The following is a 13949-nucleotide window of genomic DNA, read 5'->3' as shown; positions in this document are numbered from 1 at the left end:
TCCGATGCTGGTTGGTAAAAGAATCAATGACCGCTATAAGCTGCTAAAAATGGTTGGCGGCGGCGGTATGGCAAATGTGTATTTGGCTCGGGACATGATTTTAGATCGCGATGTGGCACTGAAAATCTTGCGTATGGATTTTAATAATGATGAAGAATTCATTAAGCGCTTTAATCGTGAAGCACAATCGGCAACGAGTCTTGCTCATTCTAATATTGTCAGCATCTATGATGTCGGTGAAGAAGACGATATCTATTATATTGTAATGGAATATGTCGAAGGAATGACATTGAAACAATACATACAAAAAAATTCTCCCATTCCTATTGAAACAGCTTTAGATATTATGAAGCAAATTACAGCTGCTATATCTCACGCGCATCATAACGGAATTATTCATCGTGATATTAAACCACAAAACATTCTCATTGACCATGAAGGGACTGTTAAAATCACGGATTTTGGCATTGCGATGGCATTAAGTGCTACAAATATTACGCAAACAAATGCGGTGCTCGGTTCTGTTCATTATTTATCCCCTGAACAAGCGCGAGGGGGGATGGCCAATAAAAAATCGGACATTTATTCGCTTGGCATTGTGATGTTTGAGTTGTTGACAGGAAGATTGCCATTCTCAGGAGAATCCGCTGTCTCTATCGCTCTGAAACATTTACAGTCTGAAACTCCGTCACCGAAGCGATGGAATGCCGACATTCCGCAAAGTGTAGAAAACATTATTTTAAAGGCAACAGCGAAAGACAGCTATTATCGTTATGAAAGTGTTGAAGCAATGGGGGAGGATATTCGTACAGCGCTTGATCCAAGTAGAGAGAATGAAGCTCCTTTCTCCATCCCGCAAGATGAAGAGGCTACAAAGGCGATTCCGATTATTACGAATGATTATCTAGACAGCATCGATGAGACAATCGTTAGAGGACCAGAGAAAAATAAGCCCGTTTCCGACGATGATGAACCGACCATTGCCAGCGATAAAGCCAATCATAATAAGCCTGCTAAACAGCCTGAACAAGAAAAAACAAAGCGGAAAAAGGGGCCGGTTATTTTAGTGGCATCTTTTTTAACGCTATTATTTTTGACAATCTTGATTATTGTAGTGTTCCCGTCTTTGCTAGGAACAAAGGAAGTAACGATTCCCGACTTGCAAGGAAAAGAGTTAGAGGATGCGATTACCGAATTGCAAAATACAGGTCTAGTACCAGGCAAAATTATTGAATTAGAAGACGCAGAAATTCCTGAGGATCATGTTATTAAAACGAATCCAAAGGAAGGTAAGAAAGTAAAAGAAGGAGCGAAAATTGACATTTATCAAAGTATTGGTCAAGAAACGATAGTTCTTTCTGATTATGAAGGGGAAAATATAGAAGACATAGAAAAAGAATTAGAAAAAATGGAATTTAAAGATATCGTCGTGACAGAGGAGTACCATGCTGATATTGCTTCTGGAACGATTATTTCGCAAAATCCAGTGGCCAATACGGAAGTTTTACCTGAGGATACCGTTATTGAATTTACTGTTAGTAAAGGAAGCGAACAAATTTTACTGAAAGATTTAACAGGCTATAGTGAGGCAGGCCTAAAAGACTACGCGCAAGATAGCGGCCTGATCATAGAAGTAGAGAAGGAAGAATATCATCAGTCTGTACCAGAAGGACAAGTTATTTCACAGTCCCCTGCTGCTCATTCTTCCGTTGATAAAGGGAGCACAGTCAAAGTTGTATTATCTAAAGGAAAAGAAGAAGTACCGCCCAAAACGGTTACAAAAGAAATTACGATTGAATATGAGCCTGATGTTACCGGGAAGGCTCAGTATGTACAAATTTACGTTGAAGATTTAACACGAACAATGGATCAACCAATTGCCTCGTTTTTTATGACGGAGAATAAGACACGAACAATTGATTTCACGGTTTCAATTGATAAACCTGCCAGGTATAAAGTTATGCGGGATGATCAAGTAATTATAGATGAAGAGGTACAGTATTCCGATTAAGAAAGTTTAGCAGAAGGAGTGGAGCTATGCCCGAAGGAAAAATTATTAAAGCACTTAGCGGGTTTTATTATGTGTTAGACGGTGAAGAAGTGATTCAATGTCGCGGTAGAGGCGTATTTCGCAAAAATAAAGTCACGCCCCTTGTCGGCGATCATGTCGTCTATCAGGCTGAAAATAAAACAGATGGCTACGTGCTAGAAGTAAAACAGCGAAAAAACGAATTGGTTCGCCCGCCGATTGCGAATGTAGATCAAGCGATTCTCGTTTTTTCGGCAGTGGAACCAGATTTTAGTCCAGCTTTGTTAGATCGCTTTCTTGTATTGATTGAGGATAATGAAATTGACCCAATTATTGTTGTGAGTAAAATTGACTTAGTTCCTCAAGAGAAGCGAGCTCAGTTGGATGAGTACGTAAGCGATTATAGAAAATTAGGGTATCCTGTGATGATTACGTCTTCTGTCACTGAAGCAGGAATCGAGGAGCTGCTTCCATTTGTAGATGGAAAAACGAGTGTGTTTGCCGGGCAATCGGGTGTCGGTAAATCCTCAATATTAAATGCGATTAATCCTAAACTAGATTTAAAGACGAATGACATTTCATCTCACTTAGGCCGCGGCAAACATACAACAAGGCATGTGGAGCTTATTCATATTGGTTCGGGTCTTGTTGCGGATACACCAGGATTTAGCTCGCTGGATTTTATCGAAATGGAAGCTGAACGGCTTACGTATTGTTTTCCTGAGTTTTATGAGTTAAGTGAGAATTGTAAATTCCGAGGTTGCTTGCATGATAAAGAGCCTCGCTGTGCTGTGAAAGCAGCAGTGGAAGCAGGGGAAGTTCCTGTTTACCGTTATGAACATTATAAACAGTTTTTAGAAGAAATTAGAGAGAGAAAGCCGAGGTATTGAACGATGGTTAAAATTGCTCCATCTATATTGTCAGCTAATTTTGCAAAATTAGGAGAAGAGGTTTTAGACGTAGAACGCGGTGGTGCGGATTATATTCATGTCGATGTTATGGACGGGCATTTTGTTCCTAATATTACAATTGGTCCGTTGATTGTAGAGGCGATTCGACCAGTTACGAAGCTTCCGCTTGATGTGCATTTAATGATTGAAAATCCTGATCAGTATATTGAAGCCTTTGCGAAAGCAGGTGCGGATTATATTACTGTTCACGTTGAAGCATGCCCGCATTTACATCGTACAATTCAATTAATTAAATCTTTCGGTGTGAAAGCAGGCGTTGTGTTGAACCCAGCGACACCTGTTGTCCAAATTCAACATATTATTGAAGATGTGGACATGGTGCTGTTAATGACTGTAAATCCAGGCTTTGGGGGACAGAAGTTCATTCATTCTGTGTTACCAAAAATCGCTGAAGTAAAGGCATTGGCTGATCAATTCAATCCAAATTTGGAGATTGAAATTGATGGTGGTGTAAATGAAGAAACGGCCAAACTATGCATTGAACAAGGTGCTAATGTATTAGTGGCAGGCTCTGCTATTTATAACCAAGAAGACCGAACTGAGGCAATCAGAAAAATTCGCGGTAATTATTAATTGTATGGAAGGAAGCCGACTCAATACTTGAGCGGCTTTTTTTCTATAGAGGTATGGAGGCGTTATATGAATATTTGTATTATGGCTGGGGGGCCCAGTCAATATTGGCCCAACTTACATATGTATAAACAAAGAGCGAATCTGTGGGTCGGCGTTGATCGCGGAGTATTGGCATTATTAGAGCAGGGAATTACTCCTCATCTTTCAGTAGGGGATTTTGATTCGGTGACGAAGGACGAGTTTCAAATGATGCAAGCTCAATTGCCAGAAGTATCGCTGTTTCCTTCGGAGAAAGATGAAACAGATCTTGAGCTTGCTCTTAACTGGGCCATTGGCCAAAAACCAAAGAATATTTATATTTTTGGGGCGACAGGAGGGCGAATTGACCATTTTCTTGGAAATATTCAACTACTTCAGCAAGAGGCTGTTTTACACTGTTTAGATGAAGTGAATATATACATCATTGATGAGAAAAACAGTGTTACTATAAAAAAGCCTGGGACATACGATATTCAATACGATTCAAAGAAGAAATATTTTTCTCTTTTGTCTGTGACGAAGGAAGTAACAGGTATTACGCTAACAGGATTTAAATATCCGCTGCATCAAGCGCGATTAACGAGAGGATCCACGCTTTGTATTAGCAATGAACTAATTTCTGAATATGGGAATGTTTCATTTGAAAAAGGCATAATAATGATGGTAAGAAGCAATGATTAAAATTTATGCTGGAGACAGATTCAGAATTCATCTTCTGTGCATAATCTGTTAAAAAGCTTATCTCGTGATAGAACATTCCACGAAATAGGTGTGGAGATATAAGAGGAGGGGCATAATGAAATTTTATACGATTAAATTGCCTAAGGTCCTTGGTGGTTTAGTGAAGGCGATGCTTGGAGCACTTAAAAAAGGATAAATAACAAATATAAATAAATGATAACACCCAGTCACTTGGGTGTTGTTTTTTATATAACGAGCTAATCAAACCGGTAGAGTTTTTCAAAATAAAAAGGCACCCTGGGGAGGATGCCGTTAACATTATACGCGTTCTACTTTGCCTGATTTAAGAGCTCTTGCAGAAACGTATACACGTTTAGGTTTACCGTCAACTAAAATACGTACTTTTTGAAGGTTAGCGCCCCATGTACGCTTGTTTGCGTTCATTGCGTGAGAGCGTTTGTTACCAGAACGAGTTTTTCTTCCAGTGATTACACATTGACGTGCCATGTTTAATTCCCTCCTAACTACTCTTGCTTAAGTTCAAAACTATCTTAAGTCTTTTGAAATACCTTAATAATTTATCATACATGCCGTGAGAATGCAATACTGTAGTTTATTACTTTCAAGAAAAATACCTTGACATATAGTTGAGAAGAATCGTTTATAATAAAATAGGATGGCTATGACTTTTAAAACAAGGGCCATTATAGTAGAATGTTAAATAGTTAATGCGATTTTTTGGGAGGGTAAAGAAAATGTCTATCGAACTACAAACGAAATATGGACAAATTGATATCTCTATGGATGTAATTGCTACTGTAGCTGGCGGAGCGGCTGTTGATTGCTACGGAATTGTCGGGATGGCTTCCAAAAAACAATTTAAAGACGGTATTGCTGAAATTTTACGAAGAGAGAATTTCGCTAAAGGCGTTATCGTTCGTCAAGAAAACGAAGAAGTTCACATTGATATGTTTATTATTGTTAGTTATGGAACAAAAATTTCAGAAATTGCTCATAATGTGCAATCGAAGGTGAAATATACTCTGGATCAAACAGTCGGGCTTGCTGTTGATTCTGTTAATATTTATGTGCAAGGAGTTCGTGTAACGAACGCTTAAGTATAGGAGGAAATTTTGTGTCAATTACAAGTTTAGACGGAAAGCGTTTTGCAGAAATGATTATTCAAGGGGCTAATCAGCTGGCAGCTTATGCTCAAATGGTCGATGCATTAAACGTTTTCCCTGTTCCAGATGGAGATACAGGAACGAATATGAATTTATCTATGACTTCTGGAGCGAAGGAAGTACAGAACAATGTGCAGGAGCATATTGGTAAAGTAGGAGCTGCGTTATCGAAAGGCTTGCTGATGGGAGCGCGTGGGAACTCCGGTGTTATTTTATCACAGTTATTCCGCGGCTTCTCAAAAGCGATTGAACATAAAGCAACAATTACGAGCGAAGAATTTGCTCAAGCATTTGAAGCGGGTGTTCAAACGGCATACAAAGCGGTCATGAAACCTGTTGAGGGAACAATTTTAACGGTGGCTAAAGATGCAGCTAAGCAAGCGGTTGCTTCTGCTAAGAAGCATCGTGATATCGTTCTTGTGATGGAAGAAATTGTGGCAGAAGCAAATGCATCGCTAAATCGTACGCCAGATTTATTACCGGTTTTAAAAGAAGTAGGTGTAGTAGATAGCGGCGGTCAAGGTTTAGTGTTTGTATATGAAGGCTTTCTTGCGGAGTTAAAGGGAGAAGCTCTTCCAACTCGTTCGGCCAATATTCCAAGTATGGATGAGCTAGTAAATGCGGAGCACCATATGAATGTACAAGGACACATGAGTACGGAGGATATCGTATTTGGTTACTGTACAGAATTTATGCTGCGATTAGAGGCAGAAAAAGTAGCCAATCATCCTTTTGACGAAGAGTCCTTTCGTCAAGATTTAAGTGAGTACGGAGATTCTTTGCTAGTTATTTCTGATGAAGAAATTGTTAAGGTACATATTCACTCGGAACAACCGGGAACTTGCTTAAACTATGGTCAACAGTACGGCAGCTTAATAAAGGTGAAAGTTGATAATATGCGTGAGCAGCATACAGCGATTGTCAATGAAACGAAAACACCGTTACAAACAGCGCCGAAGGAAAAAGAACAATATGGTGTTGTATCGGTTGCGATGGGTGCTGGAATTAGTGAATTATTTAAAAGCATTGGTGCCAAACAGGTTATTGAAGGCGGCCAAACAATGAATCCAAGCACAGAGGATATCGTTAAGGCGGTACAAGCTGTTCATGCAGAAACGATTATCATCCTTCCGAATAATAAAAATATTATTATGGCAGCTGAGCAAGCTGCAGCTGTTTTAGAGGAACAAGTTATTGTTATCCCATCTAAAACAGTCCCGCAAGGAATGGCGGCGTTACTTGCATTTAATCCAGCTCTTTCTGCAGAAGAGAATGAAGCGGTTATGAAAGAAGCCCTTTCTCATGTGAAGACGGGGCAGATTACCTACGCTGTTCGCGATACGCAAATCGATGGCTTAACAATTGAAAATGGCGACTTCATGGGTCTTGACGAAGGAAAGATTAAAGTCAAGGGAAAAGAAAAGCTTCAAGTTGCAAAAGATTTGTTAGCAGAGATGATTGATGAAGAGTCGGAAATTTTAACGATTCTTCATGGAGAAGACGCGATAAATGAAGAAGTAGAAGCACTGGTTGCCTTTTGTGAAGAAACATTTGAAGACGTTGAGGTAGAAGTCTATAACGGACAGCAACCTTTATATGCGTTTATTTTCTCAATTGAATAAAACGATCCAATTGAATGTATGGATTCGATTGGTCGTGTATAAGCTGTGAATCAGCAATAAACTGCATAAGTCATTAGGCTATGCAGTTTATTTTTCGAGGATGAAAGAAACAATCAAGCAATCGTTGTTGCGGAGAGGAGAAGTGAGAATGTTTCAGGAGGTCGCAAGTGAAGCGATGAACAATTTATTACAGCCTGTTACAGCGATAAAGGGGATAGGTACGGATACGGCTGCTTTGTTACATGAGATGGAGATTGATACCGTTATCGATCTATTAGAGCATTTACCTTATCGCTATGAAGATTATCGACTAAAGGATTTAGAAGCTGTTGAACATGATGAGCGGGTGACAATTGAAGGGACAATTCATAGTGCACCGCTTGTTAGTTATTTTGGAAAGAAGAAGTCGCGTCTAACGCTTAAAGTGCTAACAGGTCGCTATTTAATTACGGTCATTTTTTTTAATCAGCCTTATTTAAAAAGCAAGTTAGAAATGGGTGTAACAGTAACGATTACAGGTAAATGGGACCGTCATCGTCAAACGATTACAGGTTCAGAATGCCATATTGGTCCATATCAATTAGAGAAAGAATTTGAGCCTGTTTATTCCGTTCGGGGCAGTTTAACGGTAAAAGGAATGCGTCGTTTGATGAAGAATGCTTTTGCGCAGTATGGTTCCTTCATTGAAGATAATTTACCTCCCAAATTATTAGCTAGATATAAATTAATGCCGCGGAAAGAAGCGTTGCAAACGATGCATTTTCCGCCATCTGCAGCTGCCGTGAAGCAAGCACGCCGCCGCTTTGTTTATGAAGAGTTTTTATTTTTTCAATTGAAAATGCAAGCTCTTAGAAAAGTCCAGCGAGAGCAATCAAAAGGGATTGGACAAATGTATAATAAAGAGAGTGTAGAGGACTTCACTCAGACTTTGCCGTTCCCATTAACAAATGCACAGCAGCGTGTCGTTAGCGAAATATTGGATGATATGAAGTCGCCGTTTCGGATGAATCGTTTGCTTCAAGGGGATGTTGGTTCAGGGAAGACGGTTGTTGCGGCTATTAGCTTGTTTGCTACGGTCTCTGCAGGCTTTCAAGGTGCTTTAATGGTGCCGACTGAAATATTGGCAGAACAGCACGCTCATTCTCTCTCGGCTATGCTTGAACCTGTTGGAGTGAAAACAGCTCTGTTAACGAGTTCTGTTAAGGGAAAGAAGCGTAGAGAGCTATTGCAGTTGCTTGCAGAAGGTGAAATCGATGTGTTAATTGGGACACATGCTCTCATTCAAGATGAAGTGAATTTTCGGAAGCTCGGTTTAGTGATTACAGATGAGCAGCATCGCTTCGGAGTGGAGCAACGTCGTATTTTACGGGAAAAAGGAGCGAATCCTGATGTTTTATTTATGACAGCTACACCGATTCCAAGGACGCTTGCAATTACCGTTTTTGGGGAAATGGATGTGTCGATCATTGATGAACTTCCTGCCGGCCGGAAAACGATTGAAACCTATTGGGCGAAACATCAAATGTTGGATCGCATTCTTGTTTTTGTTGAAAAAGAGCTGCGTAAAGGCCGCCAAGCGTATGTTATTTGTCCATTAGTGGAGGAGTCAGAAAAATTAGATTCGCTGCAAAATGTGCTAGATGTTCATGCAATGCTTTCGCAGTACTATTCAGGCCGCTATAAGGTTGGCTTAATGCATGGACGCTTGCCTGCGGATGAAAAAGAAGAAGTCATGAGGCGATTTAGCATGAATGAAGTACAAATTTTAGTATCGACTACCGTTGTAGAGGTTGGGGTAAACGTGCCGAATGCAACGGTTATGGTCATTTATGATGCCGAGCGCTTCGGGCTTTCACAGCTTCATCAGCTGCGAGGTCGAGTCGGACGAGGAAGCGATCAGTCTTATTGTATTTTGTTAGCAGATCCGAAAACAGAAGTAGGTAAAGAGCGGATGAAAATTATGACCGAAACAAATGATGGTTTCGTTCTTTCGGAAAAAGATTTAGAATTGCGCGGCCCTGGAGACTTTTTTGGTAAAAAACAAAGTGGGCTACCGGAATTTAAAGTAGCGGATATGGTTCATGATTATCGTACGCTTGAAGTGGCGCGCGATGATGCGGCAAAATTAATAGCTTCACAAAGTTTTTGGAGCACGCCGGAATATTTGCCGCTGCGTATATATTTGAAACAAACAGGCGTGTTAGATGGGGAGAAATTGGATTAGTTCTAAAAAATAACTAGCAGATTACGAGTTTTCTTGCATTCTGCTAGTTTAACTTATATACTACTATTAGTACCTAGTCTTAATACTTTGGATGGTGACCTTCGATATGAGAAGAAATAAGAAGGAACGCCAGCAATTATTAGTCGAAACGATAGAGGGAAATCCTTTTATCACGGATGAAGAGCTGGCTAATCGGTTCTCTGTGAGCGTCCAAACGATACGGCTCGATCGTCTTGAATTATCGATTCCAGAGCTTCGTGAGCGCATTAAAAACGTAGCTGAAAAAAAATTCACGGATGAAGTACGAGCGTTACCTTTGGATGAAGTCATTGGAGAAGTAATCGATATTAACTTAGATGAAAGCGCTATTTCGATATTAGACATTAAAAAAGAACATGTTTTTAGCCGAAATGGAATTGCAAGAGGGCATCATTTGTTTGCGCAAGCGAACTCGCTTGCTGTAGCAGTTATTAATGATGAACTAGCTCTGACAGCGAAAGCGTCTATTTCCTTTACACGCTCTGTAAAGGAGCATGAACGTGTGATTGCAAAAGCAAGAGTGAAAACTTTTGATCACGTTACTGACCACCGTACCGTTGTGGAAGTGCGTAGCTTCGTTGGAACAGAACTAGTATTTAAAGGTGAATTTGAAATGTATCGCTCATAATGAGCGGGAGGATGAATAAATATGAAAATCGCGTTAGATGCAATGGGTGGAGATCATGCTCCAAAAGAACAAGTGTTAGGAGCGATGAAGGCGGTCGAAGCCTTTGCAGACGTTGAAATATTGTTAGTGGGAAATGAAGCAAAAATCAGACCATTTTTAACGAATGATCAGCGTATTACAATCATACATACAGAAGAAGAGATTTTAAGCACGGATGAGCCAGTCCGAGCAGTGAGACGTAAAAAAACAGCTTCTATGGTGCTTGCTGCGCAGCAAGTAGCAGATGGAAAAGCAGATGCTTGTATTTCATCTGGGAATACAGGTGCGTTAATGGCTTCTGGGCTGTTTGTTGTAGGCCGAATTGATGGAATTGAACGCCCAGCTTTAACACCAACAATGCCAACGATTGATGGTAAAGGGTTTGTGTTTTTAGATGTTGGGGCTAATTCAGACGCTAAGGCGGAGCACTTATTACAATTTGCGATTATGGGCTCTGTTTATGCGCAAAAAGTACGCAATGTCGCAAAACCGCGAGTGGGCTTATTGAATATCGGCACCGAAGAAAAAAAAGGAAATGAGCTAACGAAAGAAGCGTTTGCTTTATTGCAGCAATCTGAAGATATTCATTTTATCGGTAACGTTGAATCACGTGATTTACTCAATGGTGCAGCAGATGTCGTTGTCACAGACGGATTCACAGGCAACATGGTGCTAAAAGCGATTGAAGGCACGGCGATGAGCGTATTTAAAATGGTGAAGGCCGCGATGATGAGCAACCTGAAAAGTAAAATCGCTGCGGGACTTTTAAAGCCTCAATTAATGGGGATTAAAAACCAAATGGATTATTCAGAGTATGGCGGCGCTGGGTTATTCGGGTTAAAAGCACCTGTTATTAAAGCGCACGGGTCGTCGGATGCTAATGCTGTTTATAATGCTATTCGTCAAACAAGAGACATGGTTGCACACGATGTGACAGAGACAGTTGCCAAAACAATTGAAAAAATTAACAGTAAGTAAGGAGTGTAGATGATGGGAAAAATCGCTTTTGTCTTTCCAGGTCAAGGTTCACAAACAGTAGGAATGGGACAAGATATCTACCAAGAAAATGAGCGAGCACAACAAACGTTTCAAACAGCGGATCGAAAGTTAGACGTTGCTTTATCAAATTTAATTTTTCATGGTCCTCAAGAAGAATTAACTATTACATATAATGCTCAGCCAGCTCTTTTAACGACAAGCTATGCATTTTTTACTGCGTTAACAGAAGCAGGCATTACACCAGATTATACAGCTGGACATAGCTTAGGTGAATATACTGCCTTAGCAGCTGCTGGTGCAATGAGCTTTGAAGATGCGGTCTATACGGTTCGTAAACGCGGTGAATTTATGGAACAAGCTGTTCCGAATAAGCAAGGCTCTATGGCCGCGATTTTAGGAATGGATCGAGAGCTATTAGCAGACATTACAGCAGAAATTACAGAAACGACTGGAGAAACGGTTCAATTAGCGAATATTAACTGTCCAGGTCAAATTGTTATTTCAGGTACGCGAAAAGGTGTCGAGACAGCGATTGTACAAGTGAAGGAAAAAGGAGCAAAGCGTGCTCTTCCATTAGATGTAAGCGGTCCTTTTCACTCTGCACTTATGAAGCCTGCAGCAGACCAATTAAACGAAGTGTTAAATGATATCAGTATTGTTCAAGCGGACATTCCTGTTATTTCGAATGTGACAGCGGAGCCAATTACGGAACCGGCTGACATTCAAGAAAAATTAATCGAACAGCTTTATTCTCCTGTCCTTTGGGAAGATAGCGTGAAGAAATTGCTAGATTTAGGTGTCGATACATTTGTTGAAGTAGGACCTGGTAAAGTATTAGGCGGTCTTATTAAAAAAATCGACCGTTCTGTAAATATTTATTCCGTCTCGAGCCTAGAAACGTTAGCAAAAACAATTGAAGCTTTAAAGGAGGAGCGTGCATGATGTTAGAAGGCAAAAAGGTTCTTGTAACTGGTGCTTCACGTGGAATTGGACGTGAAATTGCGTTGGAATTAGCGCGTCTTGGTGCTGATGTAGCAGTCAATTATGCGGGCAGTGAAGCAAAAGCAAATGAAGTAGTGGATCAAATTAAAGCGCTTGGACGAGAAGCGATGGCGATTCAGTGTGACGTAGCGAATAGTGAAAGTGTAGCTGAAATGGTTAAAGCAACGATTGAACAGTTTGGTCGTTTAGATATTTTAGTCAACAATGCAGGCATTACACGTGATAATTTGCTTATGCGTATGAAAGAATCCGAGTGGGATGATGTCATCAATACGAATTTAAAAGGTGTGTTCCTTTGTACAAAAGCTGTGACAAGACAAATGATGAAGCAGCGCAGCGGACGAATTATTAACATTGCTTCAATTGTTGGTGTGAGCGGAAATGCTGGACAAGCAAACTATGTAGCGGCAAAGGCTGGTGTCATTGGCTTAACAAAAACATCAGCAAAAGAATTGGCGCCGCGCGGCATTACGGTTAATGCCATTGCACCTGGCTTTATTTCTACAGATATGACAGACGAATTGACTGAAGAGATTCAACAAGCTATGCTTCAGCAAATTCCTCTTGCTCGTTTCGGGGATCCAAAGGACATTGCTTCTGTAGCGGCTTTCCTTGCGTCGGATGCCAGTCGTTATATGACTGGACAGACACTTCATGTTGACGGTGGCATGGTCATGTAATACACTGTTACAGTTAGGCTTTGAGTTTTTATAGAAAATAAGGATGCAATCATTTTTGATGAGTACTAGTGTCTAGCTTTAAAAGCCGATAAATGAGCGCTTTTCGCTTGAGGGGAGGTGAATGCAGTGGCAGACGTATTAGAAAGAGTAACAAAAATCGTGGTAGATCGTTTGAATGTTGAAGAATCAGAAGTAAAACTTGAGGCTTCATTCAAAGAAGATCTTGGTGCAGATTCTCTAGATGTAGTAGAACTTGTAATGGAACTTGAAGACGAGTTTGATATGGAGATTTCTGACGATGATGCAGAAAAAATCGTTACAGTTGGAGATGCTGTAAATTACATACAGAGTGTATTGTAATGAAATGCTCTCAAATCAAAGCTCCGTTTTTTAAACGGAGCTTTCTCTTGTGGCCAGAATTAGGTATGATGGTAGGGAGGGCAATTATAAATTTCGGGAAAATAAGCTTTTTAACCGTTGTGGAGGGTCTTATTAAATGCGCAGGAACGGAAATAATCATCAACTATCAGTCAAGGAGCAAAAATTTAAACAACTTCAGGATTGCTTAGGCATCCAGTTTTCTCAGGTCAAATTATTAAAACAAGCATTTACCCATTCATCTTATGTGAATGAGCATCGCCGCAAGCTTTACGAAGATAATGAACGGCTTGAATTTTTAGGGGACGCTGTATTAGAACTGACGGTATCTAAATATTTATTCGAAAAATATCCGATGATGAGCGAAGGGGAGTTAACAAAGCTAAGAGCTGCTATTGTTTGTGAACCGTCACTTGTTATGTTTGCCAATCAATTAGGGTTTGGTGAATTTGTATTGCTCGGAAAAGGAGAGGAAATGACAGGCGGTAGAGAGCGCCCAGCGATGCTTGCCGATGTTTTTGAATCTTTTATTGGAGCATTGTATTTAGATAGAGGTTTAGAACCAGTTGTCGAGTTTTTAAGAAAAGTGGTTTTCCCAAAAATAGACGAGGGTGCTTTTTCTCATGTGATGGATTACAAGAGCCAGCTTCAAGAATTGATCCAACGTGATAGCAGCGGTACCATTCAGTATAAAATATTACAGGAAAAAGGACCGGCTCATAATCGTGAATTTGTTTCTATTGTTTTACTCAATGGAGAAAAACTAGGGTCTGGCTCTGGTAAATCGAAAAAAGAAGCGGAGCAGCATGCTGCCGAGCGTGCCTTAAACGTATTAAGACAAAAAAGATCATAATGATTGTG

At 40.3% G+C, this 13949-nt stretch carries 15 protein-coding genes; 14 read left to right on the top strand and 1 reads right to left on the bottom strand.

What is annotated here, in order from left to right:
* Positions 1 to 4: 4 nt before the first annotated feature.
* The 5 genes from pknB to spoVM all read left to right on the top strand — a co-directional run bounded on the left by pknB (position 5) and on the right by spoVM (position 4489).
* Positions 5 to 2011 carry a Stk1 family PASTA domain-containing Ser/Thr kinase gene (gene pknB, locus D1953_RS07880; protein WP_119116611.1) on the top strand — a complete coding sequence of 669 codons (2007 nt, stop codon included), beginning with the start codon at positions 5 to 7 and terminating at the stop codon, positions 2009 to 2011.
* 26 nt (positions 2012 to 2037) lie between these two features.
* The gene (gene rsgA / locus D1953_RS07875) at positions 2038 to 2919 is read left to right on the top strand and encodes a ribosome small subunit-dependent GTPase A (RefSeq protein WP_119116610.1); all 882 of its coding nucleotides are present in this window, start codon (positions 2038 to 2040) and stop codon (positions 2917 to 2919) included.
* A 3-nt stretch (positions 2920 to 2922) separates the two neighbouring features.
* On the top strand, positions 2923 to 3573 hold the full coding sequence (rpe, locus tag D1953_RS07870; RefSeq protein WP_119116609.1) for a ribulose-phosphate 3-epimerase: 651 nt from the start codon (positions 2923 to 2925) through the stop codon (positions 3571 to 3573).
* A 66-nt stretch (positions 3574 to 3639) separates the two neighbouring features.
* Entirely contained in the window at positions 3640 to 4293 is a 654-nt protein-coding gene (locus tag D1953_RS07865) for a thiamine diphosphokinase (RefSeq protein WP_119116608.1), read from the top strand.
* A gap of 115 nt (positions 4294 to 4408) precedes the next feature.
* Positions 4409 to 4489, top strand: coding sequence for a stage V sporulation protein SpoVM (gene spoVM, locus D1953_RS07860; RefSeq protein WP_119116607.1), 81 nt, complete (start codon positions 4409 to 4411; stop codon positions 4487 to 4489).
* Between the two features lie 122 nt (positions 4490 to 4611).
* Here spoVM and rpmB read toward each other — a convergent pair whose 3' ends face one another.
* Positions 4612 to 4800 carry a 50S ribosomal protein L28 gene (rpmB, locus tag D1953_RS07855; RefSeq protein ID WP_028392895.1) on the bottom strand — a complete coding sequence of 63 codons (189 nt, stop codon included), beginning with the start codon at positions 4798 to 4800 and terminating at the stop codon, positions 4612 to 4614.
* Positions 4801 to 5048: 248 nt separating this feature from the next.
* Here rpmB and D1953_RS07850 point away from each other — a divergent pair, with 248 nt between their 5' ends.
* The 9 genes from D1953_RS07850 (at position 5049) to rnc (ending at position 13941) form a co-directional block, all read left to right on the top strand.
* Positions 5049 to 5411 carry an Asp23/Gls24 family envelope stress response protein gene (locus D1953_RS07850; protein WP_119116606.1) on the top strand — a complete coding sequence of 121 codons (363 nt, stop codon included), beginning with the start codon at positions 5049 to 5051 and terminating at the stop codon, positions 5409 to 5411.
* A gap of 17 nt (positions 5412 to 5428) precedes the next feature.
* Positions 5429 to 7099 carry a DAK2 domain-containing protein gene (locus D1953_RS07845; RefSeq protein WP_119116605.1) on the top strand — a complete coding sequence of 557 codons (1671 nt, stop codon included), beginning with the start codon at positions 5429 to 5431 and terminating at the stop codon, positions 7097 to 7099.
* Positions 7100 to 7247: 148 nt separating this feature from the next.
* Positions 7248 to 9323, top strand: a complete 2076-nt coding sequence (gene recG / locus D1953_RS07840; protein ID WP_119116604.1) for an ATP-dependent DNA helicase RecG — start codon at positions 7248 to 7250, stop codon at positions 9321 to 9323.
* Positions 9324 to 9429: 106 nt separating this feature from the next.
* The gene (gene fapR / locus D1953_RS07835) at positions 9430 to 9990 is read left to right on the top strand and encodes a transcription factor FapR (protein ID WP_119116603.1); all 561 of its coding nucleotides are present in this window, start codon (positions 9430 to 9432) and stop codon (positions 9988 to 9990) included.
* Positions 9991 to 10011: 21 nt separating this feature from the next.
* Entirely contained in the window at positions 10012 to 11007 is a 996-nt protein-coding gene (plsX, locus tag D1953_RS07830) for a phosphate acyltransferase PlsX (protein ID WP_119116602.1), read from the top strand.
* A 12-nt stretch (positions 11008 to 11019) separates the two neighbouring features.
* On the top strand, positions 11020 to 11970 hold the full coding sequence (gene fabD / locus D1953_RS07825) for an ACP S-malonyltransferase (RefSeq protein ID WP_119116601.1): 951 nt from the start codon (positions 11020 to 11022) through the stop codon (positions 11968 to 11970).
* A complete protein-coding gene (gene fabG, locus D1953_RS07820; protein ID WP_119116600.1) occupies positions 11967 to 12710 on the top strand; it encodes a 3-oxoacyl-[acyl-carrier-protein] reductase in 744 nt (247 codons plus the stop codon). Before fabD ends, fabG begins: the two co-directional genes overlap by 4 nt.
* Before the next feature lie 126 nt (positions 12711 to 12836).
* Positions 12837 to 13070 (top strand): acyl carrier protein, encoded by a 234-nt coding sequence (acpP, locus tag D1953_RS07815; RefSeq protein ID WP_119116599.1) that lies wholly within the window; start codon positions 12837 to 12839, stop codon positions 13068 to 13070.
* Between the two features lie 136 nt (positions 13071 to 13206).
* Complete coding sequence (gene rnc / locus D1953_RS07810; RefSeq protein WP_119116598.1) at positions 13207 to 13941, top strand: ribonuclease III; 735 nt, start codon at positions 13207 to 13209, stop codon at positions 13939 to 13941.
* Positions 13942 to 13949 lie beyond the last annotated feature (8 nt).

Source organism: Peribacillus asahii, from assembly GCF_003570725.1.
Classification (GTDB): Bacteria; Bacillota; Bacilli; order Bacillales; family DSM-1321; genus Peribacillus; species Peribacillus asahii.
This window is presented reverse-complemented; position numbering and strand designations above follow the sequence as displayed.

Excerpts from the sequence above, each read along its gene's own strand:
- rpmB (WP_028392895.1), bottom strand. The coding sequence starts at position 4,800 with ATGGCACGTCAATGTGTAATCACTGGAAGAAAAACTCGTTCTGGTAAC.
- fabG (WP_119116600.1), top strand. The coding sequence starts at position 11,967 with ATGATGTTAGAAGGCAAAAAGGTTCTTGTAACTGGTGCTTCACGTGGA.
- recG (WP_119116604.1), top strand. The coding sequence starts at position 7,248 with ATGTTTCAGGAGGTCGCAAGTGAAGCGATGAACAATTTATTACAGCCT.
- rnc (WP_119116598.1), top strand. The coding sequence starts at position 13,207 with ATGCGCAGGAACGGAAATAATCATCAACTATCAGTCAAGGAGCAAAAA.
- fapR (WP_119116603.1), top strand. The coding sequence starts at position 9,430 with ATGAGAAGAAATAAGAAGGAACGCCAGCAATTATTAGTCGAAACGATA.
- spoVM (WP_119116607.1), top strand. The coding sequence starts at position 4,409 with ATGAAATTTTATACGATTAAATTGCCTAAGGTCCTTGGTGGTTTAGTG.
- rsgA (WP_119116610.1), top strand. The coding sequence starts at position 2,038 with ATGCCCGAAGGAAAAATTATTAAAGCACTTAGCGGGTTTTATTATGTG.
- rpe (WP_119116609.1), top strand. The coding sequence starts at position 2,923 with ATGGTTAAAATTGCTCCATCTATATTGTCAGCTAATTTTGCAAAATTA.
- D1953_RS07865 (WP_119116608.1), top strand. The coding sequence starts at position 3,640 with ATGAATATTTGTATTATGGCTGGGGGGCCCAGTCAATATTGGCCCAAC.
- D1953_RS07850 (WP_119116606.1), top strand. The coding sequence starts at position 5,049 with ATGTCTATCGAACTACAAACGAAATATGGACAAATTGATATCTCTATG.
- plsX (WP_119116602.1), top strand. The coding sequence starts at position 10,012 with ATGAAAATCGCGTTAGATGCAATGGGTGGAGATCATGCTCCAAAAGAA.
- pknB (WP_119116611.1), top strand. The coding sequence starts at position 5 with ATGCTGGTTGGTAAAAGAATCAATGACCGCTATAAGCTGCTAAAAATG.
- fabD (WP_119116601.1), top strand. The coding sequence starts at position 11,020 with ATGGGAAAAATCGCTTTTGTCTTTCCAGGTCAAGGTTCACAAACAGTA.